We start from the raw sequence: 25,857 nt of genomic DNA on the forward strand, positions 1-25,857 counted from the left end.
AATCGCCCCATGGATTACATCACCCGCTGCCCCGCCTGCGCCATCGCCTTTCAGGTGTGCGACGACCAACTGCAACTGGCAGCGGGCAAGGTGCGCTGCGGCGCCTGCCTGACCATCTTCGACGCCCGCAGCTATTTTGAGCTGCCCCTGGCAACGCCAGAATCCACCCCTGCCACAGAAGACGACCTGCTGATTCACGATCAGATGGACACGTCACTGCTTGATCTGGAGACAGACAGTACAAGCAAACCCGAACCCGAACAGCCTGCGGCAGAAGGCCCACAAATACCAGAACAACAACCGCCCCTGTCGCTGCCCCCCGCCGAGGAGCGCCCCAAACTCACCCACCAGCCCCAAGAGCAGCCAGAACAAGCGCCACAAGCCATTACCCCCCTGGGCTGCGACAGCGATGGCTCTGTGATTGAAATGGGTTGCGACCAGCAGGAGCCGGAACAGGAATATCAGGGCGAAATCAGCGAGCAGGCCAGTGACGAACCCGACCTCGCCACAGAGTCCATTCATACAGAATCCCTTGACGACTCCCCCTTCGGCACGCCAACCTCAAAACCCAAACGCAACCCGCTGTGGGCCATTGCCTGCCTGCTGGCCATAACACTGTTGCCACTGCAATACGCCCACTTCAACACCAACAGTCTGGCCAAAAACCCGCAATACCGGCCCTGGCTGGAAACCCTGTGCCAGATAACCGGCTGCAAGGTACCGGCGCAAACAGACCTCAGCAAAATCAAGCCCAGTCACCTGATGGTTAGCAGCCACCCCTCCCAAACCAATGCTCTGCTGGTGGAAGCGGTGATCGAAAATCACGCCGACTTCCCCCAGCCACTGCCACAGCTGCTGCTGACCTTCAGCAACCTCAACGGTCAGACCATGGCCCAGCGCCAGTTCAGGCCCGAGGAATACCTGCACGGGGAGATGCAATCCCGCACGTTGTTCCCCCCCAGGCGGCCAGTACGCATCCGCCTGGAACTGGCCGACCCCGGACCGGACGCCACCAGCTACCAACTGTTGGTCACCAAATAATTTCAACATCCTGTCATTCTGAGCGCAGCGAAGAATCCCGAACCTCAAGCATGCAGCGGTCGTCTAAAAAACAACCAATTTCCCTTTATTCCCGCCGACCATTGCGAGTATCATTACCGCCCCCTCCCGGGGCTGCTCAATAATTAAACAATTGACGCCAAACAACGTGCTCCAAATCGGCCCATACACAATTCCCAACCCCACCGTACTCGCGCCCATGGCGGGAGTGACCGACCTGCCATTCCGACAACTGTGTCGCGAACTCGGGGCGGGCCTGGTAGTGGCGGAAATGGTGACTTCCGACATCAGCCTGTGGAACAGCCGCAAGTCACAGCAGCGCTTGATTCACCGCCACGAACCAGAACCCCGCGCGGTGCAAATTGCCGGTGCGGAACCGAGCATGATGGCCGCAGCCGCCAAAGCCAACGTAGAGTTGGGTGCTCAAATCGTCGACATCAATATGGGCTGCCCGGCCAAAAAAGTGTGTAAAAAAGCCGCCGGCTCCGCGCTTTTGCAAGACCAACCCCTGGTGGAAGAAATACTCCGCGCGGTGGTTGCTGCCGTGAACGTGCCGGTGACCCTGAAAATCCGTACCGGCACCAACCCGCAACAGCGCAACGGCGTCGCCATTGCCCGGCTTGCAGAGCAGTGCGGCGTTGCCGCGCTGACAGTACACGGCCGCACTCGCGCCTGCCGATTTTTGGGCAACGCGGAATACGACACCATCGCCAGTATTGTCGATGCAGTGACTATTCCGGTCATTGCCAACGGCGATATCGACTCGCCCCAAAAGGCGCGCCAGGTGCTCGATCACACCGGTGCAGCCGCCGTGATGATTGGCCGCAGCGCTCAGGGGCGGCCGTGGATATTCCGCGAGATAAACCACTTCCTCGCCACCGGCCGCGAACTGGCAGGGCCACAGCCACAGGAAGTAAAAGACATTTTGTTGCGGCACATCAACGGCCTGTACGACCACTATGGCGACTATATGGGTGTGCGAATTGCGCGCAAACACCTGGGCTGGTATCTGGCCTCAAGCCAGTACGCCTCCGATCTGCAAAAATCGTTGCGCGCCCGCTTTAACGGGCTCACCGAAAGCCGACAACAGCTGGACTTTTTAAACCAACTCTTTATTCAACCGCTCTCTCCAATGGAACCGATGCAGGAACAAGTTGCATGACCCCCGACACCTTCACCATACAGGCCGACAGCGAAGCGGCCACCGATGGCCATCAGCCACACGAACACGAATCGCTGCGCTATTGCACGGAATATGCCCTGCAACATTTTTTTGAATGTCTTGACGGCCAGATGACCACCGGCCTGTACGACCTGGTGATCAGCGAGGTAGAGCAACCATTGCTGGAAACCGTGATGGCCTACACCCGCAACAATCAGAGCAAAGCGGCACAGATTTTGGGGCTGAATCGCGGCACTCTGCGCAAAAAACTCAAACAACACGATTTGTTGTAACAGCACCCCGTCATCGCGAGCGCAGCGCGGCGATCTCCGGAACTCGGAGTACCAGGCCTGAGATCGCCGCAGTCGCTACGCTCCTTCGCGATAACGGAAAATAAACACACAAATCTCCGCATACGCCTCTACAGGACCACCACCCAATGACCGACCTAACCACCATAAAACGCGCCCTGATCAGCGTTTCCGACAAAACCGGTATTGTTGAATTTGCCCAGGCGTTGACCGCCCAAGGGGTTGAAATACTGTCCACCGGCGGCACCTTTCGCCTGCTCACCGAAAACGGTGTAGCCGCCATCGAAGTATCGGACTACACCGACTTCCCGGAGATGATGGATGGCCGGGTAAAAACCCTGCACCCGAAGGTGCACGGCGGCATTCTCGGTCGTCGCGGCAAAGACGATGGCGTGATGGCCGAGCACGGCATTCAGCCAATCGACATGGTGGTAGTCAACCTGTACCCGTTCAAAGCAACCGTAGCCGACCCCAACTGCGACCTGCCCACCGCCATTGAAAACATCGACATTGGCGGCCCCACCATGGTGCGCTCCGCCGCCAAAAACCACAAAGACGTGGCCATCGTGGTCAACGCCAGCGACTACGCTTCCGTACTGGCGGAGATGCAAGAAAACCACGGCGCACTGGGCTACGAAACCCGCTATGGCCTGATGGTAAAAGCCTTTGAACACACCGCCATGTACGACGGCATGATCGCCAACCACTTTGGTGCTCGCAACACACAAAACCAAAAGCGCGACTTCCCCGACACCTACAACGTGCAATACCTGAAAGCCCAGGACATGCGCTACGGCGAAAACCCTCACCAGAAAGCCGCCTTCTTTAAAGAGGCAGAACCCGCCGAAGCCTCGGTATCCACCGCCACCCAGCTGCAAGGCAAAGAACTGTCGTTCAACAACGTGGCCGACACCGATGCCGCCCTGGAAACCGTCAAGCTGTTTGACGAACCCGCCTGTGTCATCGTCAAACACGCCAACCCCTGCGGCGTGGCCGTATCCGGCGACATCAAAACCGCCTACCAACTGGCCTTTGCCACCGACCCGGAATCCGCCTTTGGCGGCATTATCGCTTTTAACCGCGAACTGGATGCAGACACCGCAGCGGCCATTGTCGACAAACAATTTGTGGAAGTAATTATCGCACCGTCCGTTTCAGAAGGCGCCGTTGCAGCAGTCGCCGCCAAAAAGAATGTACGCCTGCTGGCCTGTGGAGAATGGCAGGGAGCCCGCCCAATCGCTTACGACTACAAACGCGTCAATGGCGGCCTGCTGATCCAGGAAAAAGACAACGGCATGGTGAGCAAAGACGATCTGAACGTGGTGACCAAAGTGGCCCCCACTGACGAGCAAATGGACGACCTGCTGTTCGCCTGGAAAGTGGCCAAAATGGTGAAATCCAACGCCATTATCTACGGCAAAGACGGCCAGACCATCGGCGTGGGTGCCGGCCAGATGAGCCGCGTCAACTCCGCCCGCATCGCCGCCATCAAAGCCGAACACGCGGGCCTGGAAGTAAAAGGCGCAGTGATGGCCTCCGACGCCTTCTTCCCGTTTCGCGACGGCATCGACAACGCCGCCAAGGTGGGCATCAGCGCGGTGATTCAACCGGGCGGCTCCATGCGCGATGACGAAGTAATTGCCGCAGCGGACGAACACGGCATGGCGATGGTGTTTACAGGAATGCGGCACTTTCGCCATTAATAAAGTAGGCATTAACCACCCCCGTCATCCTGAGGAGGCGCAGCCGACGTGAGGATCTCACAACTATCAACCTATGAGACCCTCACGTCGCTACGCTCCTCAGGGTGACAGTTGGGCCGTCATCCCCACGCAGCGGGATCCATATTGAACAAAGAGCAAAAGTTAAAACGATGAACATACTCGTAATCGGCAGCGGTGGCCGTGAACACGCCCTGGCGTGGAAAGCCGCACAATCAGCAGGCGTAGAAACCGTTTACGTGGCCCCTGGCAACGCCGGAACTGCGCTGGAAGCAAAGCTGGAAAACGTCGCTATCGACGTAATGGACTTTGACGCGCTGGCGCAATTTGCCGAAAGCAACAACTGTGGCCTGACCATTGTTGGCCCGGAAGCGCCTCTGGTGGATGGCATTGTGAATTTCTTCGCCGAGAAAAACCTGCGCTGTTTTGGCCCATCACAGGGCGCCGCCCAGCTGGAAGGCTCCAAGGCGTTCACCAAAGACTTTCTCGCTCGCCACAATATTCCCACCGCCGCTTACGGCAATTTCACCGACATGGACGAAGCCATCGCCTACCTGCACACAATGGGCGCGCCCATTGTGGTGAAAGCCGATGGTCTGGCCGCCGGCAAGGGCGTGATCGTTGCCGAAACTCTGGAACAAGCCGAAGAAGCAGTGCGCGACATGTTGTCCGGCAACGCCTTTGGCGATGCCGGTTGCCGGGTGGTGATTGAGGAATTTCTGGACGGCGAAGAAGCCAGCTTTATTGTTATGGTGGACGGCAACAACGTGCTGCCCATGGCCACCAGCCAGGATCACAAGCGCGCCTACAACGGCGACAAAGGCCCCAACACCGGCGGTATGGGCGCCTACTCACCAGCCCCGGTGGTAACTCCGGAAATTGACCAGCGTATTATGGACCAGGTCATCCTGCCCACCGTGCGCGGCATGGCGGCAGAGGGCAACAGCTACACCGGTTTTCTGTACGCCGGCCTGATGATCAATCCCCAGGGCCAACCCAAAGTGATCGAGTACAACTGTCGCTTTGGCGACCCGGAAACCCAGCCCATTATGATGCGCCTGCAATCGGACCTGGTGGAGCTGTGTCAGGCCGCTATCGACGGCCAGCTAAACAGTAAAACCACCCAATGGGACAGCCGCGCCGCCGTGGGTGTGGTACTGGCCGCAGGCGGTTACCCGGGCAGCTACGCCAAAGGCGACATCATCACCGGCCTGCCCGCTGAAAATACCGCAGACAGCAAAGTATTCCACGCCGGCACCAAAATGGACGGCGACAACGTGGTTACCAGCGGCGGTCGGGTACTTTGCGCCACTGCCCTCGGCAACAGTGTTTCCGACGCGCAGGCCAACGCCTACAACCTCACCAAACAAATCAATTGGAACGGCGTTGAATACCGCACCGATATTGCCTACCGCGCCATCGCCCGGGAACAATAGCACCGCAAACACGGCAAATGCACAACAGAGCCCTATGCACCTGGCGCATGGGGTTCTTTTATTTTTTCAGTAAAGAAATGCAAAAAAAGACCGCAAAATAGTGGGTGTAGCGTTTTCAGCAGTAACGCTGAAAAAACCAGAGATAGCCATGAGCATTTTCGAACTGACCGCCATTCTCGAACAATACAAAATCCCCCACCGCCTGGACCACGGCAAAGTCATGGCGAAAGACAAAAACAGCCACTGGATCGACGTAACCGACTGGGGTCGACTGCAGATGGCGAAGTGGCTGCAAGCGGCATAAATTCGGAAAACACCCAACCAAAAAAACCGCACTGCAAGCAGCGCGGCTTTTACCTGTAATCTGTCACCTGCCGACTACAAAACTTTGGAAACCGACTCCGCAAAATAATCCATATTGGCATCATTCAGCCCGGCCACGTTAATACGGCTGGAACCCACCATGTAAATGCTGAATTCGTCTTTCAGGCGCGCCACCTGCTCCGGTGTAATACCCAGGAACGAGAACATACCGAATTCTTTTTCGATAAAACCGAAGTCGGCGCCATTGCTGGCGGCGTTGAGTTTGGCCACCGCCTGGGCGCGCAGGCCGTTGATGCGGTTGCGCATTTCTGCCACTTCGCCCTGCCATTGTTGGGTCAGTTCAGTGGACGACAGAATGGCAGCCACGATAGCGGCGCCGTGTGCGGGCGGCATGGACCAGATGCCACGGGCAATGTTTATCAATTGGCTGCCTGCTGCTTCTGCGGCATGGGCAGTTTCGCCAATTACCAGCAGCATGCCGATACGCTCCCGGTACAGACCAAAGTTTTTCGAGCAGGATACCGACAGGAACATTTCCTTGACCCGCTCGCCCATCAGACGCAGGCCAGCGGCGTCTTCATCCAGGCCCACGCCGAAGCCCTGGTAAGCCATATCGACAAAGGGAATCAGCCCTTTTTCCACACACAGGTCGGCCACTTGTGCCCACTGCTCCAGATTCAGGTCGGCACCGCAGGGATTGTGGCAGCAGGCGTGCAGCAGCAATACATCACCGGGTTGGGCATCGCGCTCCAGGGTGGCAATCATGTCGGCGAACGCCACTGAGCAGGTGCTGCGGTCGTAATAGGGATATTCTTTGATGTTCAGGCCCGCCTCGCCAAACAGGGGCACATGATTGGCCCAGGTGGGGTTGCTCATCCAGATATTGGCACCGGGTCTGGCGCGGTTGATCAGTTCGCCACCCAAACGCAATGAACCGCAGCCGCCGGGAGCCTGAATGGAAGCCACGCGATTGGCCAGCAGCGCCGGGTGGCCTTCACCCAGTGCCAGCTTGCGCATTTCGCTATTGAATACCGCATCGCCTGGGCCACCGATATAGGATTTGGTGGTTTCACTTTGCAGGCGAATTTTTTCCGCCGCTTTGACGGAATCGAGAATCGGGGTTTGCCCCTGGGGGGTTTTATACACACCCACGCCCAAATCAACTTTGTTGGGGTTGTCGTCTTTCAGGAATTGACCCATCAGTCCGAGAATGGGGTCTTGGGGAAGTATTTGCAGTGCTTCAAACATGGTTGTGTCCAGGGTATGTACGGCGAATGCCAAAAAGTCAAAGAAACCGGAAACATATTGTAGTCGGGAATTTCAGCCGTGCAATGAGAAACCGCAACAGATTTTCACCGCCAGACGTATCCCTTTGATGACAGGGGTCACGGCGACCGGCAAAACCTCGCAAAGTAGTCGCTACTGGCGGAAGGCAGGGGGCCATCGGTGGTTTCCAGCTCTGCCACCACATAGCGTTCTGAGCCCCGTTGAATATGGCGATAAAGGTCTGCCACCAGGCTGTGCACCTGGCGCCCCACCCAGTTTTCTGGCAACAGGGATTCCGGCAACTCGGCGTCTTTTAACAACAGCCGCCGGTAATCGTGAATCAGCAGAGTACGTAGCTGAAATGCCGCTTCTGACAACAGGTTGTCGCCGTTTTCCAGGCGTTTCAACAGCGGAGAAAAAGCGTCATAGATGGCGCGATACTGCTGTTCCAACTGTTCCAGATTCCAACAGGCGTACACCCGGCTTTTCAACTGTTCAGCGGATGCCCCATCGTCGGGCTGGCTGCGCATTACCACCACCTGTTGCTGCAAGCCCAGTTCAGCCAGGGTTTCGTCCAGCGATAACCGGTCGGCGCCGGGCTTGGCCATCACACCGGGGAACAGGTTGCCAAAACCCAGCCAGTGCAGTTCTTTGCGTAACAAGTCACGCTGTTTTTCTGGCAGGTTATTGTGGTGAACAAACAACCAGTCACCGTGCTGGCTGTTGTGTTCGGGGGCATAGATGCGGCGCGCGGCTTTCTGGTAGTGGCGCAAACCGGATTCGGTAAAACGGTAAAAACTTTTGCGCCCCACCTGAACAGAGCACAGCCAGTCGTCCTGCACCAGCCGATACACCGCGGTGCGCACCAGGCGCTGGTTGAGACCAAAAGGCTCCAGCGCCCTGATTACACTGCCCAGCCACACGCTGTTGCCGTGCTGGGAAACGGTGTCGCCAAACAGAGTGACAATCAGCGAGCCCGCCCGCAAGGGGCGGCGCTGGCGAAAATCGCTCAGCAGGCGATTGAGTTGCGTGGCCGCGTTTGTGGTCATGGCGCTATTCCGTCCAGCTTCATCAGCATCAAACCTCGCCAACCGGCAATTCACTGGTGAGTTTATTCTGGCGCATGGAAATCAGTGTATTTACCGAGCGAATACCCTGCACCACCAACAGCCGCGACGACATAAACTGTTCGTAGGCCTCCATATCCCGGGCGACGATTTTCAGCAAATAGTCGCACTGCCCGGTGACCGAATGACACTCCAGAATTTCCTTGTTGCCACTGACCTGCTGCAAAAACTGCTCGATGGTTTCCGGGTGGTGATTTTCCAGCACCACTTCCGCAAAGGCGATAATTTGCAGCCCCAGTTTGCGGTGGTTAATACGGGCACTGTAGCTCTCGATATAACCTTCGTCCTGCAGTCGCTTGACCCGCCGCCAACAGGGTGCCGGCGACAGGGCAATACGCTCCGCCAGGTCACGGTTGGACAGCCTGCCATCCACCTGCAATTCGTGCAGTATTTGCGCGTCGTACTTATCCATAAACAATAGCCAAAGAAATAACTTTTCTCAAAAATTAATTTACAAGAAAGGTTATTGCCTATTGGTACTTTATTCAAGCAATAAGGAAAAACAATTTCCCGTTCGAATCGATACAGTAGCCACACTGGAATTAAAAAGACAAAGACACTGGATCGCCACGCTACGCTCGCGATGACGGTTGCAACACCACACCAAATAGAGATTGCCCGATACCCATGGTAGAGCTACCCGACACAAACGCCATCACCGCCTACGACTGGCAGCGCATCGCTTACTTGATCCTTGCTTCCCGCGCCATGGACGACGTGGAAGAACAAGAACTGGTACCGCAAAAACTGGTATTCAATCAGTTTTCCGCCCGCGGCCACGATATGGCCCAGGTGATGCTGGGCTCGCTGCTTACCCATCCCCACGACGGCGCCACCGGCTACTATCGCTCGCGCCCGTTTGTGCTCTCTTTGGGGGAAGATTTTGAAGCAGCCCTGGCGGGCCCCCTGGCCCGCAGTGGCGGCTACTCCGATGGCCGCGACATCGGCGTGGTGTGCAACTACCCCAACGAGAAGCGCACCGGTGCCATGCTGTTTCCCATGTGCGGCGGCGTGGGCTCCCAGTATTCACCCATTTCCGGCTGGGCCCAGTCCATCGTTTACAACCAGAATGAACTGAAAGACGATGCCTACCGCGGAGCGTTAGGCGTTTCCATGGGCGGCGATTCCTCCATGTCCACCAGCGGCTTTTGGGCGGCGCTGAATATCTCCACCACCAACAATCTGCCCCACCTGTTTTATATCGAAGACAACGGCTACGGCATCTCCGTACCGCAAGAAGTGCAAACCCCCGGCGGCGACCAGGTAGCCAATCTTGCCGCTTACAAGCAATTGAAAATTATTGACGGCGACGGCTCCGATCCACTGCAAGCGGCCACCAGAATTAAAGAAGCGGTTGATCACGTGCGCTCCGGCCAGGGCACCTGCCTGCTGCGCCTGAAAGTGCCGCGCTTGTGCGGCCACACCTTCCAGGACACCCAGACCTACAAACCGGAAGAATGTATCGCCCACGAACAGGCCAACGACCCGCTGCCCAAGCTAAAAGCTTTTATGCTGAGCCAGAACCTGATCGACGAAGACCAATGGAGCGCTCTGGAAACAAGAGCCACCGCCGAGGTAAAAGCGGCCGTAGAGAAGGCCCTGGAACGCCCTGAACCAGACACCGACAACCTCACCCGCTACGTGTACGAAGAAACAGACGCCAACGGCAATCCGGAACTGCAACTGCGCGGTGGCCTGGCCGCCAGCGGCCACCAACTCCCTGCAACCTCTGAAATAGCCGTACCAGAAGGCGCGCGCCTGAATATGCTCACCGCCATTCGCAAAACCCTGGATTACGAACTGGCCAGCAACCCCAAAGTGCTCGTATTCGGTGAAGACGTTGGCCCCAAAGGTGGTGTGCATGCCGCCACTTTGGGGCTGAATGACAAGTACGGTGACAACAGGGTATTTGACACCAGCCTGTCGGAGGAAGGCATTATCGGCCGCTCCGTGGGCATGGCCCTGTCCGGCCTGATGCCGGTTCCGGAAATTCAGTTCCGCAAATACGCCGAGCCCGCCGCCGAACAACTCACCGACACCGGCATTATGCGCTGGCGCACCGCCAACCAATTTGCCGCGCCTATGGTAGTGCGCGTACCCGGCGGCTTTGCCCGCCGCGGCGACCCCTGGCACAGCATGTGTGACGAAGTGGAATGGGCGCACAAAGTGGGCTGGCAGCTGGCCATGCCCAGCAACGCCGAAGACGCCGTGGGGCTGTTGCGTTCTGCGCTGAGGAGCAACAACCCCACCATTTTCTTTGAACACCGCAACCTGCTGGACGACAGCTGGGCGCGCCGCCCCTATCCCGGCGACAAGTTTGTGATTCCATTTGGCAAAGCCAAAACCCTACTGGCGGGTGACAAACTCACCGTGGTGACCTGGGGGGCCATGGTGCAGCGTTGCGAAGCCGCCGCCAGGCAATTCGACGGCAAAGTCGAGGTGATCGACCTGCGTTCTATCCAGCCATGGGACAAAGACTGCATTCTCGAATCAGTGAAAAAGACCGCTCGCTGCCTGATCGTCCACGAAGATAACAAAACCGCCGGCTTCGGCGCTGAAATTGCGGCTACCCTTACCGATGAACTGTTCTTCGACCTGGACGCCCCGGTGCGCCGTCTGACCATGCCCGACATTCCCAACCCGCACAATATTCACCTGCTGAACGCGGCGGTGCCGAGTGTGAAGAAGATTGCGGCGGGGATGAGCGAGCTGTTGGAGATTTAATTTTGGGTCGCACGTCTGACGTGCGACGTGCGGCCACTCACTAAATACTCAGAAGTAACGCCGCACCACCGAACACAAACTACGGAACACTCATGACAGACAAAATAAACATCACCCTCCCCGCCGAACAATTGGAAGGCACCGAGGCCACTCTCAGCCAGTGGTTGGTGGCGGTGGGCGACAGCGTGACCAAAGATCAACCGGTGGCGGAGCTGGAAACGGACAAGGTATCCATCGAAATTGTCGCTCCCACAGATGGTACCATGGCGGAATTGATTGCCACTGTGGGCGACAATATAGAGCCGGATGCGCTGATGGCGACCCTTGTCAGCGGCCAGCCATCAGCCATTGCCACTGAGGTCGTGGCAGCAACAGCGGCTGACCCGGCGTTGCAAGCTGTCGCCGAAACACCGGCACCAGCGCTAGAAAACGGCTCCTCGCGCCATTTAATCGGCCCGGCGGTACGCAAACTGGTGGCGCAGCACCAACTCAACTTTGACAGCGTTCCCGGTACCGGTCGCGGCGGCCGGGTAACCCGCGACGATGTAGTGCGCTACCTGGCCAGCGGCAAAGCAGAGCAAGACGGCAAAACCGCTGCCCCGGCAGCGTCTGCTCACCCTGCACCCAAACCCGGCAGCCAGGGCATACCAAGCCGCCTGGTGCCCCACAGCCAGATGCGTAAATCCATCGCCAACCACATGGTAGAAAGCCTGCTGCACAAAGCACCCCATGTGACCTCCGTGTTCGAGATGGATATGAGCAATATCATCGAACACCGCAAGTGGCACAAAAAGGAATACGCCGACAAAGGCGTCAAACTCACCTTTACCGCCTACTTCCTGGCCGCCTGTGTGGAGGCCATGAATGCGGTGCCAGATATGAACGCCCAATTCCACGACGATGCCCTGGAAATTTTTGACGATATCAATATCGGCGTTGGCACCGCCCTGGGCGAAGCTGGCCTGGTGGTTCCCGTAGTCAAACGGGTTCAAAATATGGATCTGTTTGAAATCGCTCGCGCCCTGGACGATCAAACCCAACGCGCCCGCAGCGGTAAACTGACCCCGGCGGATATGAAAGGCGGTACCTTTACCATTTCCAACCACGGCGTCAGCGGCAGCCTGTTTGCCGCACCCATTATTATCAACCAGCCCCAGGTGGCCATTCTCGGCATCGGCAAACTGGAAAAGCGCGTGGAAGTGGTGGATGTCAACGGTAACGATGACATCCGCATTCGCCCGAAATGTTATGTTTCCCTGAGCATCGACCACCGGGCAGTGGACGCCTTCCAGACCAATGCTTGGTTGGCAAAGTTTGTGGAAGTGGTTGTGAATTGGGGGCAGTAAGAGCCGCGTAGCAGCTCTGGTCGCACGCTAAAACCAACGTAATATTGTCATCCTGAGCACAGCGAAGGATCTCGAACTCCGAACTGCCAAAAAGATTCTTCGCTACGCTCAGAATGACGGGCTGTTGCTTTTAGCGTGCGACGTCAGACGTGCGACGTGCGACCCCACAAAAAGAACTCCGATATTAGAATTTGGCAACTCTCTGCCTTATGGGAAGCAACTTATGAAATACCAAAGCTACATCTGCGGCAACTGGCACACCGGCACCGAACCGGGCCAGGAAGTATTTAACGCCATCAGCGGCGAATCCCTGGGTCATGTTTCCAGTTCCGGTATCGACTTTAAAGCGGTGGCAGAATACGCCCGCAACGTGGGCGGCCCGGCGTTGCGGGCGATGACCACCCACCAGCGCGCTACGGCCATGAAAAAACTCGGCCTGCACCTACTGGGTATCAAAAGGAAGTTCTACGAAGTGTCTGCCGCCACCGGCGCCACCAAAGCCGACAGCTGGATCGATATCGAAGGCGGCATTGGCACCATGTTGAGCATCAGCTCTATCGTGCGCCGGGAAATGCCCAACGAAACCTTTGCGGTGGAAGGGGACACCGAACGCCTGTCTGCCAATGGCTCCTTTGTGGGCCGCCATATTCTGGTGCCCAAGGAAGGCCTGTCCCTGCACATCAACGCCTTTAACTTTCCCATCTGGGGCATGCTGGAAAAAATCGCGCCGTCACTGGCCGCCGGTGTTCCGGTCATCGTCAAACCGGCCACCGTGTCCGCCTACCTGACCGAATTTATGGTGCGGGAGATTATTGATACCGGCCTCTTGCCAGAGGGCTCCATTCAATTGATTTGCGGCTCCACCGGTGACCTGCTGGATCACCTCAACGAGCAGGACAGCGTTACCTTCACCGGCTCTGCCAAGACCGGCAAGATGCTCAAAACCCACCCCAACATTATCGATAATTCCATTCCCTTTAATATGGAAGCGGATTCGCTGAACTGCACCATCCTCGGTGAAACGGTTGCACAAGACAGCGACGAATTTACGCTATTTATCAAGGAAGTGGTGCGCGAGATGACCACCAAAGCGGGGCAAAAATGCACTGCCATCCGCCGTATTCTGGTACCGCGCAACATGGTTGATGCGGTTGCCGCTGCCCTGAAAAATCGCCTGGCCAAAAACCTGATCGGCGACCCATCCAGCGAAGGCGTGCGTATGGGCGCACTGGTGGGTCGGGACCAGGTCAACGACACCTGGGAAGCGGTGAAAACCCTGCAAAAAAGTTGCGACACCTTATTCGGCGGCGACGACAATTTCCACGTAACCGCTGCCGACAAAACCAAAGGGGCGTTTTTCCCCACCACCCTGCTCTACTGCGACCAACCATTGACCACCCCCACCCCTCACGAAGTGGAAGCCTTTGGCCCGGTGAGCACACTGATGCCCTACGACAACCTGAAGCAAGCCATTCAGATTTCCAAGCTGGGCAAGGGCTCGCTGGTAAGCTCCATTTTTACCCACGACAACAAAGAAGCCTGCGAAGCGGTATTGGGCACCGCCGCCTACCACGGCCGCATGGTGATCATTAACCGCGACTGCGCCGGCGAATCTACCGGCCACGGCTCGCCGCTGGCGCAACTGGTTCACGGCGGCCCGGGCCGCGCCGGTGGCGGCGAAGAACTGGGCGGCATTCGCTCGGTAAAACACTATATGCAGCGTACCGCCCTGCAAGGCTCGCCCACCACCCTGGCGGCCATCACCAACGAATATATACCCGGCGCAAAAATCAATCTGACCGAAGCCCACCCGTTCACCAAATACTTCGAAGAAATTCAGCCCGGTGACAGCCTGATCACCCACCGTCGCACCGTCACCGAAGCGGACATCGTCAACTTCGGCTGTCTGTCCGGCGACCATTTTTACGCCCACTTCGACGAAACCGCCGCTGCCGACTCCCTGTTCGGCAAACGGGTGGCCCACGGCTACTTTGTGCTGTCCGCCGCCGCCGGCTTGTTTGTCTATCCAGGGGTGGGCCCGGTACTGGCCAACTACGGCTTGAACAACCTGCGCTTTATCGAGCCGGTGGGCATCGGCGACACCATCCAGGCGCGACTCACCTGCAAGCAGAAAATCAAAAAAGACAAGCGCCCTGATGATGTAAAAGCCACCGGCGTTGTAGAGTGGGACGTTGAAGTGACTAACCAGGAAGGCGTGGCCGTTGCCATCTACAGCATTCTCACTTTGGTTGAACAGAAAGACGCGTAATTGACTGGTCGCACGCTTCACGTCGCACGTCGCACGCTAAAAACACCAACACCGTCATTCTGAGCGAAGCGAAGAATCTCTTTGTCTTTTCGAAGTTCAAGACCCTTCGCTACGCTCAGGATGACAAACAAGGTGCTTGGCCTTAGCGTGCGACATCAGACGTGCGACGTGCGGCCTCCACAAAGAGTCCACGATATGCCCAATTACGATTACATAATTGCGGAACCCCAAGACAACGGCGTTCTACTCATCAAACTCAACCGCCCGGAAGCCCGCAACGCGCTTACCACCGCCCTGCTCACCGAGCTGGCAACGGAGTTGGAAGCGGCGCAGGACAATGAGCAAATTCGCGCCGTGGTACTTTATGGCAACGACACGGTATTTGCCGCCGGAGCGGATTTAAAAGAAATGGCCAAGCTGGATGCAGTGGGAGTTTTGCAGGATGTGCGACCAAAAATCTGGAAGCGCATCTACGATTTTAAAAAACCCCTTATCGCCGCTGTTAACGGCTATTGTCTGGGCGGCGGCTGTGAACTGGCCATGCACGCGGATATTATAATCGCAGGCGAAAGCGCCGAGTTCGGTCAGCCCGAAATCAACCTGGGCATTATCCCCGGTGCCGGCGGCACCCAGCGCTTGATTCGCACCGTGGGCAAATCCCTGGCCATGAAAATGTGCCTGTCCGGTGAGTTTATCGGCGCCGACATAGCGGTTGCCAGCGGCCTTGCCGCGGAAAAAACCGCCGACGATCAAACCCTGGCCCGCGCCCTGAAACTGGCTGGTCGCATTACCAAACAAGCACCCTTGGCGGTTCAGCAAGCTAAAGAGGTACTATTGAAAGCCTTCGAAACCGATCTGGAAGCGGGCCTGCACTACGAGCGCAAAGCGTTCACCGTATTGGCCGCTACCGAAGATCGCAACGAAGGGATTACGGCGTTTTTAGAGAAACGCAAGCCGGAGTACAAGGGGCGCTGAACGCGCCCGCTTGTGGTCGCACGTCTGACGTCGCACGCTAAAACCAAGCACGCTGTTTGTCATCCTGAGCGAAGCGAAGGATCTCGAACTTCGAACAAGCAAAGAGATTCTTCGCTGCGCTCAGAATGACGCGGTACCGATGGTTTTAGCGTGCGACATACGACGTCAGACGTGCGACCGCCCGAACAGAGCTATTGACTAGCAAAACGCAACGACAGCGAAAAGGAAACAACATGACCTTCACCACCATCACCTACACCGCTGAAGACGGCGTTGCAGTTATCACTCTCAACCGTCCCGACCGCCTCAACAGTTTTAATCAGGATATGCACAGCGAATTGCGCGAGGCATTGAAGTGTGCGGAAAACGACCCACTTGTGCGCTGCCTGGTGTTGACCGGCGCCGGGCGCGGTTTTTGCGCCGGGCAGGATTTGAGTGACCGCAACGATACTGAAATGCTCGACCTTGGTGACTCCATCGACAAAAACTACAACCCGTTGATTCGCAAACTGCTGGGCATGCCCAAGCCGGTGGTCTGCGCAGTGAACGGTGTGGCTGCCGGCGCCGGTGCCAGTCTCGCTCTGGCCTGCGATATCGTGGTAGCCGCCGAAAGTGCTTACTTTGTACAGGCATTTTGCAATATCGGTCTGATCCCCGATTCCGGCAGCACCTGGCACCTGCCCCGCGCCGTGGGGCTGCCCCGCGCCAAAGGTTTGGCTCTGCTGGGAGAAAAACTCCCGGCCCCGCAAGCGGAGCAATGGGGCATGATCTGGAAATGCGTGGCAGACGACAACCTGATGGACGACGTGATGGCCATGGCCCGCAACCTGGCCACCAAACCCACCAAAGCCCTGGCCATGATCAAATCCGCCCTGCACCAATCCACCGCCAACAGCCATCACTTGCAACTGGAAGTGGAAAAGGAATATATGCGCAAGGCGGGCCAAACCAAAGATTTTCGCGAGGGTGTGGCGGCGTTTATGGAGAAGCGCAAGCCTTCGTTTAAGGGGGAATAGTGAATTTAAAGCACATTACTTTGTAGAGAGTGGTCGCACGTCTGACGTCGCACGCTAAAACCAAGCACGTTGTTTGTCATTCTGAGCGCAGCGAAGAATCTCGAATTTCGAACTGGTCAAGAGATTCTTCGCTACGCTCAGAATGACGGACTTGGCATTTTTCGCGTGCGACCTCAGACGTGCGGCCCTCAAAAAACATCGAATTAGCAAGATCACACCAAACTGGAACAGAACAAAGCATGACCGCACTACCCACCACCTCCATCATCGCCGTAATCGGCGCCGGCACCATGGGCGCTGGCATTGCCCAGGTCGCCGCCGCAGCGGGGCACCCGGTTTTGCTGTTTGACGCCGCCGAGGGCGCTGCCCAGGCGGGCATTGAGAAAACCCGCGCGGGCCTGGAGCGCGTTATCGCCAAGGGCAAAATAACCGCCGAACAAGCGGATGAACTCACTGGCCGCATAACCGCCTGCGGCTCCCTGCAGGAACTGGACGCCGCCAAACTGGTGGTAGAAGCCATTGTCGAAAAGCTGGATGTCAAACAGAGCGTATTCAGCCAACTGGAAGATATTTGCGGCGACGATGCCATTTTCGCCACCAACACCTCATCCATTTCCGTTACCGCCATCGCCGCCGGCTTGAAGCGCCCGGAGCGCTTGGCAGGCATGCACTTCTTTAACCCCGCCCCGGTGATGCAACTGGTGGAAGTGATCAGCGGCCTGGCGACCGACAGCCATGTCGCGCAAACCCTGTACAGCACCGCCGCCAACTGGGGCAAGCACCCGGTAATGGCCAAATCCACCCCCGGTTTTATCGTCAACCGTGTGGCCCGGCCTTTCTATGCCGAGGCACTGCGGGTATTGCAGGAAGGGGGCAGCGATGTGGCCACCATCGACGCGGTAATGCGTGAAGCCGGCGGTTTTCGCATGGGGCCATTCCAGCTGATGGACTTGATCGGTCAGGATGTCAACTACGCGGTTACCAACTCCGTCTACAACGCCTACTTTCAGGATCAGCGCTTCCTGCCATCGCTGGTGCAACAGGAGCTGGTGCAGGCCGGGCGCCTGGGCCGTAAAGCTGGCCGAGGCTTCTACAATTATGCCGAAGGCGCAGAGCAGCCCGCTCCACATACTGCTGAACAAGGCCCAAAACCTGAGCGCGTTATTATCGGCGGTCATTTGGGAGTCGCTGAGTCGCTAATTGAACAACTCCAGAATGCCGGAATTGCGGTGGAGCGCAGCGAACAGTCAGACCATAACTTTCTTTGGGTCGATGGCATTGAACTGCGCCTCACCGAAGGCACCATGGCCACCGAATTGGCCGCCGAAGAAGAACTCAACGAACTGGTGCTGTTCGACCTGACACTGGACTACAACAACGCCACCCGCATCGCCATCACCAAAGCAGATCAAGCCAGCGACGAAGCCCTGCAAAAAGCAGCCGGGTTGTTTCAGGCCATAGGCAAACAGGTGTCCGTAATCGATGACATCCCCGGCATGATTGTGATGCGCACCGTCTGCATGCTGGCCAACGAAGGTGCCGATGCGGTCAACCAGGGCGTGTGCACTGCGAAAGCGGTAGACCTCGCCATGAAAGGCGGCGTCAACTACCCGCAGGGGCCGCTGGCCTGGGCTGACCAACTGGGCGTACCGATAGTGGCCACCGTACTGGAAAACCTGGCTCTGCTGTACGGCGAAAACCGCTACCGCATCTCGCCGCTGATACGGCGCAAGTGTTTTGCGGAGCAGAGTTTTTTCAGCAACTAACTATTACGTCATCCCGATACAGTTCACCGTCATCCTGAGCACTGTACTCCCGCATCCTGAGCGCAGCGAAGACAAATTGACAGGAAAGTCAATTTGGGCGCCATAGGCGGCCGAAGGCCGAGTGCCATGGAAGGCACGAGTCAATCTCGACCACCTTCGCTACACTCAGAATGACAGCAGAGAAAACAATGGCATTAACCGACCAACAACTCGCCGAAGCCTGCGTTGCGGAGCTCTACAACCGAGACCCAGCCAGCAAAACACTGGGCATGACCGTAGCCGAGGTAAAGCCGGACTTTGCCAAAGTCACCATGACCGTGCGCGGAGATATGCTTAACGGCCACGCCACCTGCCACGGCGGTTTTGTGTTTGCCCTGGCGGACTCCGCATTTGCCTTTGCCTGCAACAGCACCAACCAGGCGACCGTTGCCTCTGGCTGCTCCATTGAATACGTAGCGCCGGCACGGGAAGAGGATGTACTCACCGCCACCGCCGAGAAAAAACACCGGGCGGGGCGACTGGGCGTCTATGACATCACCGTAACCAACCAGAACAACGATGTAGTCGCGTATTTTCGCGGCAAGTCGTATCAGATTAAACAGAATGTATTACCTGAAACTACTTCAGTACTCTGATTTAAACTGTTAAACATGATTTGAGAAGTCGCACGTCGCATGTCTGACGTCGCACGCTAACTGCACCAAGCCCGTCATTCCCGCGTAGGCGGGGATGACGACACGTTAAGGAGACTGAAAATGGCTGACGCCTATATCTGCGACGCAATCCGCACCCCCATTGGCCGCTACGGTGGCAGCCTGTCACCGGTGCGCGCCGACGACCTGGGCGCAGTGCCTATGAAGGCGCTGATGGAGCGCAACCCCTCCGTGGACTGGACGCAGGTGGACGACATCTTTTATGGCTGCGCCAACCAAGCCGGCGAGGATAACCGCAACGTGGCCAAGATGAGCGCACTGCTGGCCGGTGTACCCATCGACGTACCGGCCAGCACCACCAACCGCCTGTGCGGTTCCGGCATGGATGCGGTGGGCATGGCCGCCCGCGCCATCAAATCCGGCGAAGCCGACCTGATCATCGCTGGCGGTGTCGAGCAAATGTCTCGCGCACCTTTTGTTATGGGCAAAGCCAACAGCGCCTTTGGCCGCGACCAGAAAATGTACGACACCACCATGGGCTGGCGCTTTGTCAACAAACTGATGAAAAGCCAGTTCGGTGCAGACTCCATGCCGGAGACTGCAGAAAACGTGGCGGCAGACTTTACTGTGTCGCGGGCAGACCAAGACGCCTTTGCCCTGCGCAGCCAACAGCGCACCGCCGCTGCCCAGACCAATGGAATTTTTAAAGACGAGATTGTGCCGGTTACCATTCCTCGTCGTAAGCAAGACGATTTGATCTTCGACAGCGACGAACACCCCCGCGCCAACACCACCGCCGAGGCGCTGGCAAAACTGCCAACCCCGTTTCGCGATGGCGGCACGGTAACCGCCGGTAACGCATCGGGCATTAACGACGGTGCCTGCGCGCTGTTGATTGCCTCCAAAGAAGCGGTGCACAAATACAACCTGACCCCCAAAGCCAAAATCGTCGCCATGGCCACCGCCGGTGTGGAACCGCGCATTATGGGTATCGGCCCGGTGCCCGCCACCCGCAAAGTGCTGGCCAAAGCCGGGCTGACTCTGGATCAAATGGACGTCATCGAACTCAACGAAGCCTTCGCCGCCCAGGGGCTGGCCTGCATGCGCGAACTGGGCCTGGCGGACAATGCCGAACACGTCAACCGCAACGGCGGCGCCATCGCCCTGGGCCACCCACTGGGCATGAGCGGCGCGCGGCTGGTAACCACTGCCATGTACCAGCTACAGCGGGACGGTGGGCAATATGCGCTCTGCACCATGTGTATTGGGGTTGGGCAGGGGATTGCACTGGTGATTGAAAGAATTTAACGAATTGTCATCCTCAGCGTAACGAAAGATCTCGGACTCCGAATTGGTAAAGAGATTCTTCGCTACGCTCAGAATGACAGCACCAAAAACGATACATAATTTTATATTTCCAAAATATTTATGTATCATTAATTGCTTAAGCCATCTCCTCGGAGCAAGCCATGACCGCAGAACAAAAGAGCATCGAGCAATTGGAAGCCGATTTCCAGGCCCGCATCGACGCCGAAGAGCGCATCGAGCCGAAGGACTGGATGCCGGAAAAATACCGCAAGACCGTATTACGCCAGATGTCTCAGCACGCCCACTCTGAAGTCATCGGCATGCAACCGGAGGGCAACTGGATTACCCGCGCCCCCAGCCTGCACCGCAAGATCGTACTGCTGGCCAAGGTACAGGACGAAGCGGGTCACGGCCTGTATCTGTACAGCGCCGCCGAAACGCTCGGCGCCACGCGGGAGGAGTTGGTGCAACTGATGCATGAAGGCAAGGCCAAGTACTCCTCCATTTTTAATTACCCTACACTTACCTGGGCAGATATCGGCGCCATTGGCTGGCTGGTGGACGGCGCCGCCATCGTCAATCAGGTGGCGCTGCAGCGCACCTCTTACGGTCCCTACTCCCGCTCCATGATCCGCATTTGTAAGGAGGAGAGCTTTCATCAGCGCCAGGGCTACGAAATTATGCTGAAGTTGGCCAACGGCTCACCGGAGCAGAAGGCCATGGCGCAGGATGCATTGAACCGCTTTTGGGAACCATCGCTGATGATGTTCGGCCCCACCGATGCGGATTCCCCCAACTCCGCCCAATCCATGAAGTGGAAGATCAAACGCAAATCCAACGACGAACTGCGCCAGGCGTTTGTGGACCAGACCATCAAGCAAATTGAAGTGCTGGGCCTGGAACTGCCCGGTAAAGACATTAAATGGAACGAGCAACGTGGCCACTACGATTTTGGCGAGCTGAACTGGGACGAATTTTTTGCCGTGATCAAAGGCAACGGCCCCTGTAACCGCCAGCGCCTGGCGCACCACAAAAAAGCCCACGACGAAGGCCAGTGGGTACGGGAAGCGACGCGGGCGTATGAAGCCAAGCAGAAGGCTCGGAAAGCACGGGCTGCGTAGCGAACGGTCGCACGACGCACGTCTGACGTCGCACGCCAAATGCAAAAAGCCCGTCATTCTGAGCGCAGCGAAGAATCCCTAGACCAGTTCGAAGTTCGAGATTCTTCGCTACGCTCAGAATGACAAGCAACGTGCTTGGTTTTAGCGTGCGATGTACATCGTCAGACGTGAAGCCGCCAGAAAAGAACGCCAGACTCGAACCAAGAGAGATTCCAGCTTATGAAAAACAACATGCCCCTATTCGAAGTATTCGTGCGCTCCAAGCGCGGCCTTGACCACACCCACTGCGGCAGCCTGCACGCGGAGAGCGCGGAGCAGGCGTTGGAATACGCCCGCGATGTGTACACTCGCCGCTCCGAAGGCGTCAGTATTTGGGTGGTTAAAGCCAGTGATGTGACCGCTTCGCAAGAAAGCGACCGGGACAGTTTCTACGACCCGATGGACGACAAACCTTACCGGCACGCCACCCATTATCAGCTGCCGGAAGAAGTGAACAATATGTGACGTCGCCATCCTGAGCACAGCGAAGGATCTCTTTGCTTGATTGAACAATGAGATCCTTCGCTGTGCTCAGAATGACAGTGTGGAGTGAAAAAATGACTGAAGCCAACAACCAAGCTATCGTCGACTACGCCATCCGCCTGGCGGACGACTCACTGACCCTGGGCCATCGCCTTTCCGAGTGGTGCAGCAATGGTCCGTTTCTGGAAGAAGACATCGCCCTGATCAACGTATCACTGGATTACGTGGGCCGCGCCAAGATGTTTTACGAGTACGCAGGCAAAGCCGAAGGCAAGGGCCGCAGCGAAGACGATATTTGCTACCTGCGGGACGCCCGCGAATACCGCAACCTGCTGATCAACGAGCTACCCAAAGGCGATTTCGCCTTTACCATCGTGCGCCAGTTTTTTGTGGACGTCTTTAACCTGCTGTTTTACACAGAACTGCAAAAAAGCACCGACAGCACTCTGGCCGCCATCGCTGGCAAATCGATCAAGGAAACCACATACCACCTGCGCCGCAGCAAAGACTGGATGGTGCGCCTGGGTGACGGCAGTGAAGACAGCCACAACCGCTGCCAGACTGCCATCGACGAGCTCTGGGACTACGTGACCGAAATGTTCGATATGGACGAACTGGAAACCGCGCTGGTTGCTCAGGGCGTGGCCGTGAACCGCACACAACTGCGCGAGCAGTGGCAGCAAATGATTCAGGACGTGACCAACGAAGCCACCCTGACCCTGCCGGATCACGACATCGCCATTCGCGGCGGTCGCACCGGTATTCACACCGAACACCTGGGTTATCTGCTGGCGGAATTGCAGTATGTGCAACGGGCGTATCCGGGGAATAGTTGGTAAACACATCATCATTGCCGCCACTGTCATCCTGAGCATAGCGAAGGATCTCAATGGTAGAGCTAACCTGCGAGATCCTTCGCTATGCTCAGGATGACAAGTGGGGATGATGAAAAGAGACAAACATGGTCACACTAATCCCAATCGTCAGCGCCGAACAGGTTGAACGTAATCAGCACCGCGCCAACCCGGACACCGCCGCCATCTGGGATTTACTGGATACCGTCCACGACCCGGAAGTGCCCGTGCTGTCACTGTGGGACCTGGGCGTATTGCGCAATGTGGAAAAGCAGGGTGACAAAATTACCATTACCCTCACCCCCACCTACAGCGGCTGCCCCGCCATTAATACCATGGCGGAGGATGTGGAAGTGGCACTGAAAAATGCCGGTTACAGCAACGTTGACATTCGCAGCCAACTGGCACCGGCCTGGACCACCGACTGGCTCAGCCCGGAAGGTCGGCGCAAACTGAAAGACTACGGCATTGCACCGCCGCAGGAAACCTCCACAAACAAAGAAAGCCTGTTTGGAGAGGAGCCACAAATCCCCTGCCCCCAGTGCGATTCAGTGAACACGGTAAAAGTGAGCGAATTCGGTTCCACCGCTTGCAAGGCGCTGTACAAATGCCAGGACTGCCACGAGCCGTTTGATTATTTCAAGTGCCTGTGAATACGACCCCGTCATCCTGAGCGCAGCGAAGGATCTCATACTGCGCTGTAACATAGAGATCCGTCACTGCGCTCAGGATGACAATTGGACAGAGTAAAGAATATGAACGATACCAACTTCTACAGCCTCAACGTCGCCGCTGTTGCTGCCGAGACCGACTCCGCCGTGCAGGTGACTTTTGACGTTCCTGCGGAATTAAAAGAAAAATACCAGTTTATCCAGGGCCAGTACCTGACCCTGAAGGCCGATATCAACGGCGAAGTTGTGCGCCGTTCCTACTCCATCTGCTCCGCCGTTGGCGATGAGCAACTGCGGGTGGGTATTAAAAAAATCGACGGCGGGGTATTTTCCACTTTTGCCAACGAGCAATTGAAAGCCGGCGACTGTCTGGAAGTGATGCCCCCCCAGGGCAAGTTCTACACCGAACTGAATCCCGCCAACACAAAAAACTATATGTGCATTGCCGCCGGTTCCGGCATTACCCCCATGCTGTCGATCATCAAAACCGTACTGGCCACTGAACCGGGCAGCGCAGTTACCCTGATTTATGGCAACCAACGCACCAAAAGCGTGATGTTCCGTGAAGAATTATCAGACGTTAAAAACGCCCATATGGAGCGCTTTCAATGGATCAATATTCTCAGCCGGGAAGAACACGAAGCCGAGGTGCTGCACGGCCGTATCAACAACCGCAAAGGCGCCGAGTTGCAAGCCAAAAAGCTGATCAAGATTAATGCCTTTGACGAAGTGTTTCTGTGCGGCCCGGAATCGATGATCTCCGAAGTCTCCCGCGGCCTGCGCAGCGAGGGCATTGCAGAAGCCAACATTCACTACGAACTGTTTGGCTCATCGGCCGAAGCCGCTGCCGAAGCGGTGCAGAAACACCACGAGCGGGCAGAAAAATACGGCGAACTGGTGAGTAACGTCACCCTGATGTCCGGTGGCCGCCGTATCAACTTCGACCTCAGCGCCGATGGCGAAAACCTGCTGGACGCGGGCATCGACAATGGCGTCGACCTGCCTTTCTCCTGCAAGGGCGGCGTGTGCGCCACCTGCAAAGCCAAACTGATCGAAGGCGAAGTGGAAATGGACCGCACCCACGGCCTGGAGCAGTACGAAATCGACAAAGGCTTTATTCTCACCTGCCAGGCGCACCCGGTGAGTGAAAAAGTGGTGGTGGATTTTGATCAGCATTAATGTGAGAAATGTGAGACGAGAGATGGAAGACAGGGCGCACTGAACGAGCCGTCTTAGGTCTTCGTCATTCTGAGCGCAGCGAAGAATCCAGTGTCTTTCAAGGTATTGATCGACAATTAAAGCCTCTGGATCGCCGCGCTGCGGTGACTCGCAACATCCGTGTTGCTTGGTCTGCGACCGCCTACTGCGCCCAAATCGGCTCTCCTGCCGATTTGTCGCGATGACGAAAGGAAGCAGACTTACCACGGAATCTCACTACCATCGTAGTTAAAAAACCGCCCGGACTTTTCCGGCGTCAAATTATCCAATACCACCTTTAACCCTGTTGCGCTTTCTTCGGTAGTGATCAACGCATTGGGGCCGCCCATATCCGTTTGCACCCAGCCGGGGTGCAACACCACCGATGTGACCCCCAAATACCCAGTATCGATAGACAGGCTTTTCATGGCCTGATTCAAGGCGGTTTTTGACGAGCGATACATATAATTACTGCCGCCGCGATTGTCGGCAATACTCCCCACTTTGCTGCTTATCGAGGCAATGGTTTTTCTCTCGCTGGCGGCTACGTTGTCGAGAAATACCTGCGCCATCAGCAGCGGAGCGACAGTGTTGACACGCATCACCTGCAACCACTCGTCCACGTCCAGGCTGCCGAGGCGGTTGCCCGCCCCGCCATACACTCCGGCGTTGTTCAGCAACAGATCAATGGGCTCGCTGCCCAAAGCGCTTTTCAGCCGCGCAATGCTGCACTCACTGGATACATCCAGTTCATGCACCACCACTGAATCCGGGTAACGGTCCGCAAGGCACTGCAACTCGGCGGCTTGCTGTGGCTGGCGGCAACAGGCATGAACCCGCCAACCGCTGTTCAGATATTGGCGCGTCAGTTCCAGGCCGATTCCGCGGTTGCTTCCGGTAATCAACAGGGTTTTCATAATTTTCTCCACAACTTGTCATAATTTATTCATTAAAATTGACGGCCGTAAGCTCAAGCATCTGATTTTTACGCCGAATTATCATACAATTCTGCCACCCCACCCCATAGCG

The 25,857-nt window shown here is 56.9% G+C and carries 23 protein-coding genes; 19 read left to right on the plus strand and 4 right to left on the minus strand.

Annotated elements, in window-relative coordinates:
* Positions 1 to 9: 9 nt before the first annotated feature.
* The 6 genes from ACVBEJ_RS03450 (at position 10) to ACVBEJ_RS03475 (ending at position 5,993) form a co-directional block, all read left to right on the plus strand.
* Positions 10 to 1,041, plus strand: a complete 1,032-nt coding sequence (locus ACVBEJ_RS03450) for a DUF3426 domain-containing protein (RefSeq protein WP_447128203.1) — start codon at positions 10 to 12, stop codon at positions 1,039 to 1,041.
* 166 nt (positions 1,042 to 1,207) lie between these two features.
* Entirely contained in the window at positions 1,208 to 2,221 is a 1,014-nt protein-coding gene (gene dusB, locus ACVBEJ_RS03455; RefSeq protein WP_447128204.1) for a tRNA dihydrouridine synthase DusB, read from the plus strand.
* Positions 2,218 to 2,514, plus strand: coding sequence for a DNA-binding transcriptional regulator Fis (fis, locus tag ACVBEJ_RS03460; RefSeq protein WP_447128205.1), 297 nt, complete (start codon positions 2,218 to 2,220; stop codon positions 2,512 to 2,514). The genes dusB and fis overlap by 4 nt, the downstream gene beginning before the upstream one ends.
* Before the next feature lie 146 nt (positions 2,515 to 2,660).
* A complete protein-coding gene (gene purH, locus ACVBEJ_RS03465; RefSeq protein ID WP_447128206.1) occupies positions 2,661 to 4,235 on the plus strand; it encodes a bifunctional phosphoribosylaminoimidazolecarboxamide formyltransferase/IMP cyclohydrolase in 1,575 nt (524 codons plus the stop codon).
* 170 nt (positions 4,236 to 4,405) lie between these two features.
* A complete protein-coding gene (purD, locus tag ACVBEJ_RS03470; RefSeq protein ID WP_447128207.1) occupies positions 4,406 to 5,689 on the plus strand; it encodes a phosphoribosylamine--glycine ligase in 1,284 nt (427 codons plus the stop codon).
* A 148-nt stretch (positions 5,690 to 5,837) separates the two neighbouring features.
* Entirely contained in the window at positions 5,838 to 5,993 is a 156-nt protein-coding gene (locus tag ACVBEJ_RS03475) for a hypothetical protein (protein ID WP_447128208.1), read from the plus strand.
* Positions 5,994 to 6,067: 74 nt separating this feature from the next.
* Here the strand turns inward: ACVBEJ_RS03475 and ACVBEJ_RS03480 are convergent, their stop codons facing one another.
* From ACVBEJ_RS03480 to ACVBEJ_RS03490, 3 genes are all read right to left on the minus strand, one after another.
* On the minus strand, positions 6,068 to 7,261 hold the full coding sequence (locus ACVBEJ_RS03480; protein WP_447128209.1) for an amino acid aminotransferase: 1,194 nt from the start codon (positions 7,259 to 7,261) through the stop codon (positions 6,068 to 6,070).
* A gap of 137 nt (positions 7,262 to 7,398) precedes the next feature.
* Complete coding sequence (paaX, locus tag ACVBEJ_RS03485; RefSeq protein WP_447128210.1) at positions 7,399 to 8,328, minus strand: phenylacetic acid degradation operon negative regulatory protein PaaX; 930 nt, start codon at positions 8,326 to 8,328, stop codon at positions 7,399 to 7,401.
* 28 nt (positions 8,329 to 8,356) lie between these two features.
* Positions 8,357 to 8,818, minus strand: coding sequence for an Lrp/AsnC family transcriptional regulator (locus ACVBEJ_RS03490; RefSeq protein WP_447128211.1), 462 nt, complete (start codon positions 8,816 to 8,818; stop codon positions 8,357 to 8,359).
* Between the two features lie 215 nt (positions 8,819 to 9,033).
* Here ACVBEJ_RS03490 and ACVBEJ_RS03495 point away from each other — a divergent pair, with 215 nt between their 5' ends.
* From ACVBEJ_RS03495 to paaE, 13 genes are all read left to right on the plus strand, one after another.
* Positions 9,034 to 11,130 (plus strand): alpha-ketoacid dehydrogenase subunit alpha/beta, encoded by a 2,097-nt coding sequence (locus ACVBEJ_RS03495; protein WP_447128212.1) that lies wholly within the window; start codon positions 9,034 to 9,036, stop codon positions 11,128 to 11,130.
* A 92-nt stretch (positions 11,131 to 11,222) separates the two neighbouring features.
* A complete protein-coding gene (locus ACVBEJ_RS03500) occupies positions 11,223 to 12,476 on the plus strand; it encodes a dihydrolipoamide acetyltransferase family protein (protein WP_447128213.1) in 1,254 nt (417 codons plus the stop codon).
* A 223-nt stretch (positions 12,477 to 12,699) separates the two neighbouring features.
* A complete protein-coding gene (paaZ, locus tag ACVBEJ_RS03505) occupies positions 12,700 to 14,745 on the plus strand; it encodes a phenylacetic acid degradation bifunctional protein PaaZ (RefSeq protein ID WP_447128214.1) in 2,046 nt (681 codons plus the stop codon).
* 195 nt (positions 14,746 to 14,940) lie between these two features.
* Complete coding sequence (paaF, locus tag ACVBEJ_RS03510; RefSeq protein WP_447128215.1) at positions 14,941 to 15,720, plus strand: 2,3-dehydroadipyl-CoA hydratase PaaF; 780 nt, start codon at positions 14,941 to 14,943, stop codon at positions 15,718 to 15,720.
* Between the two features lie 233 nt (positions 15,721 to 15,953).
* A complete protein-coding gene (gene paaG / locus ACVBEJ_RS03515) occupies positions 15,954 to 16,736 on the plus strand; it encodes a 2-(1,2-epoxy-1,2-dihydrophenyl)acetyl-CoA isomerase PaaG (protein ID WP_447128216.1) in 783 nt (260 codons plus the stop codon).
* 239 nt (positions 16,737 to 16,975) lie between these two features.
* Positions 16,976 to 18,502, plus strand: a complete 1,527-nt coding sequence (gene paaH / locus ACVBEJ_RS03520; RefSeq protein WP_447128217.1) for a 3-hydroxyacyl-CoA dehydrogenase PaaH — start codon at positions 16,976 to 16,978, stop codon at positions 18,500 to 18,502.
* A gap of 188 nt (positions 18,503 to 18,690) precedes the next feature.
* A complete protein-coding gene (gene paaI, locus ACVBEJ_RS03525) occupies positions 18,691 to 19,137 on the plus strand; it encodes a hydroxyphenylacetyl-CoA thioesterase PaaI (protein WP_447128218.1) in 447 nt (148 codons plus the stop codon).
* A 120-nt stretch (positions 19,138 to 19,257) separates the two neighbouring features.
* The gene (gene pcaF / locus ACVBEJ_RS03530) at positions 19,258 to 20,463 is read left to right on the plus strand and encodes a 3-oxoadipyl-CoA thiolase (protein ID WP_447128219.1); all 1,206 of its coding nucleotides are present in this window, start codon (positions 19,258 to 19,260) and stop codon (positions 20,461 to 20,463) included.
* 161 nt (positions 20,464 to 20,624) lie between these two features.
* On the plus strand, positions 20,625 to 21,584 hold the full coding sequence (gene paaA / locus ACVBEJ_RS03535; protein WP_447128220.1) for a 1,2-phenylacetyl-CoA epoxidase subunit PaaA: 960 nt from the start codon (positions 20,625 to 20,627) through the stop codon (positions 21,582 to 21,584).
* A gap of 231 nt (positions 21,585 to 21,815) precedes the next feature.
* Positions 21,816 to 22,088, plus strand: coding sequence for a 1,2-phenylacetyl-CoA epoxidase subunit PaaB (paaB, locus tag ACVBEJ_RS03540; RefSeq protein ID WP_447128221.1), 273 nt, complete (start codon positions 21,816 to 21,818; stop codon positions 22,086 to 22,088).
* A 92-nt stretch (positions 22,089 to 22,180) separates the two neighbouring features.
* The gene (gene paaC, locus ACVBEJ_RS03545; protein ID WP_447128222.1) at positions 22,181 to 22,945 is read left to right on the plus strand and encodes a 1,2-phenylacetyl-CoA epoxidase subunit PaaC; all 765 of its coding nucleotides are present in this window, start codon (positions 22,181 to 22,183) and stop codon (positions 22,943 to 22,945) included.
* Between the two features lie 122 nt (positions 22,946 to 23,067).
* Positions 23,068 to 23,613 carry a 1,2-phenylacetyl-CoA epoxidase subunit PaaD gene (gene paaD / locus ACVBEJ_RS03550; RefSeq protein WP_447128223.1) on the plus strand — a complete coding sequence of 182 codons (546 nt, stop codon included), beginning with the start codon at positions 23,068 to 23,070 and terminating at the stop codon, positions 23,611 to 23,613.
* 102 nt (positions 23,614 to 23,715) lie between these two features.
* Positions 23,716 to 24,810, plus strand: a complete 1,095-nt coding sequence (gene paaE, locus ACVBEJ_RS03555; RefSeq protein ID WP_447128224.1) for a 1,2-phenylacetyl-CoA epoxidase subunit PaaE — start codon at positions 23,716 to 23,718, stop codon at positions 24,808 to 24,810.
* Positions 24,811 to 25,049: 239 nt separating this feature from the next.
* Here the strand turns inward: paaE and ACVBEJ_RS03560 are convergent, their stop codons facing one another.
* Entirely contained in the window at positions 25,050 to 25,745 is a 696-nt protein-coding gene (locus ACVBEJ_RS03560) for an SDR family oxidoreductase (protein WP_447128225.1), read from the minus strand.
* Positions 25,746 to 25,857: the final 112 nt, after the last annotated feature.

Source organism: Porticoccus sp. GXU_MW_L64 (assembly GCF_052983295.1).

What these genes read in the sequence shown, in the direction of transcription:
- paaB (WP_447128221.1), top strand. Translation starts at nt 21,816, where the DNA reads ATGCCCCTATTCGAAGTATTCGTGCGCTCCAAGCGCGGCCTTGACCAC.
- paaX (WP_447128210.1), bottom strand. Translation starts at nt 8,328, where the DNA reads ATGACCACAAACGCGGCCACGCAACTCAATCGCCTGCTGAGCGATTTT.
- ACVBEJ_RS03490 (WP_447128211.1), bottom strand. Translation starts at nt 8,818, where the DNA reads ATGGATAAGTACGACGCGCAAATACTGCACGAATTGCAGGTGGATGGC.
- ACVBEJ_RS03475 (WP_447128208.1), top strand. Translation starts at nt 5,838, where the DNA reads ATGAGCATTTTCGAACTGACCGCCATTCTCGAACAATACAAAATCCCC.
- ACVBEJ_RS03495 (WP_447128212.1), top strand. Translation starts at nt 9,034, where the DNA reads ATGGTAGAGCTACCCGACACAAACGCCATCACCGCCTACGACTGGCAG.
- paaD (WP_447128223.1), top strand. Translation starts at nt 23,068, where the DNA reads ATGGTCACACTAATCCCAATCGTCAGCGCCGAACAGGTTGAACGTAAT.
- paaE (WP_447128224.1), top strand. Translation starts at nt 23,716, where the DNA reads ATGAACGATACCAACTTCTACAGCCTCAACGTCGCCGCTGTTGCTGCC.
- paaI (WP_447128218.1), top strand. Translation starts at nt 18,691, where the DNA reads ATGGCATTAACCGACCAACAACTCGCCGAAGCCTGCGTTGCGGAGCTC.
- paaC (WP_447128222.1), top strand. Translation starts at nt 22,181, where the DNA reads ATGACTGAAGCCAACAACCAAGCTATCGTCGACTACGCCATCCGCCTG.
- paaH (WP_447128217.1), top strand. Translation starts at nt 16,976, where the DNA reads ATGACCGCACTACCCACCACCTCCATCATCGCCGTAATCGGCGCCGGC.
- paaG (WP_447128216.1), top strand. Translation starts at nt 15,954, where the DNA reads ATGACCTTCACCACCATCACCTACACCGCTGAAGACGGCGTTGCAGTT.
- fis (WP_447128205.1), top strand. Translation starts at nt 2,218, where the DNA reads ATGACCCCCGACACCTTCACCATACAGGCCGACAGCGAAGCGGCCACC.
- paaA (WP_447128220.1), top strand. Translation starts at nt 20,625, where the DNA reads ATGACCGCAGAACAAAAGAGCATCGAGCAATTGGAAGCCGATTTCCAG.
- ACVBEJ_RS03560 (WP_447128225.1), bottom strand. Translation starts at nt 25,745, where the DNA reads ATGAAAACCCTGTTGATTACCGGAAGCAACCGCGGAATCGGCCTGGAA.
- ACVBEJ_RS03500 (WP_447128213.1), top strand. Translation starts at nt 11,223, where the DNA reads ATGACAGACAAAATAAACATCACCCTCCCCGCCGAACAATTGGAAGGC.
- ACVBEJ_RS03480 (WP_447128209.1), bottom strand. Translation starts at nt 7,261, where the DNA reads ATGTTTGAAGCACTGCAAATACTTCCCCAAGACCCCATTCTCGGACTG.
- paaF (WP_447128215.1), top strand. Translation starts at nt 14,941, where the DNA reads ATGCCCAATTACGATTACATAATTGCGGAACCCCAAGACAACGGCGTT.
- pcaF (WP_447128219.1), top strand. Translation starts at nt 19,258, where the DNA reads ATGGCTGACGCCTATATCTGCGACGCAATCCGCACCCCCATTGGCCGC.
- purD (WP_447128207.1), top strand. Translation starts at nt 4,406, where the DNA reads ATGAACATACTCGTAATCGGCAGCGGTGGCCGTGAACACGCCCTGGCG.
- paaZ (WP_447128214.1), top strand. Translation starts at nt 12,700, where the DNA reads ATGAAATACCAAAGCTACATCTGCGGCAACTGGCACACCGGCACCGAA.
- ACVBEJ_RS03450 (WP_447128203.1), top strand. Translation starts at nt 10, where the DNA reads ATGGATTACATCACCCGCTGCCCCGCCTGCGCCATCGCCTTTCAGGTG.
- purH (WP_447128206.1), top strand. Translation starts at nt 2,661, where the DNA reads ATGACCGACCTAACCACCATAAAACGCGCCCTGATCAGCGTTTCCGAC.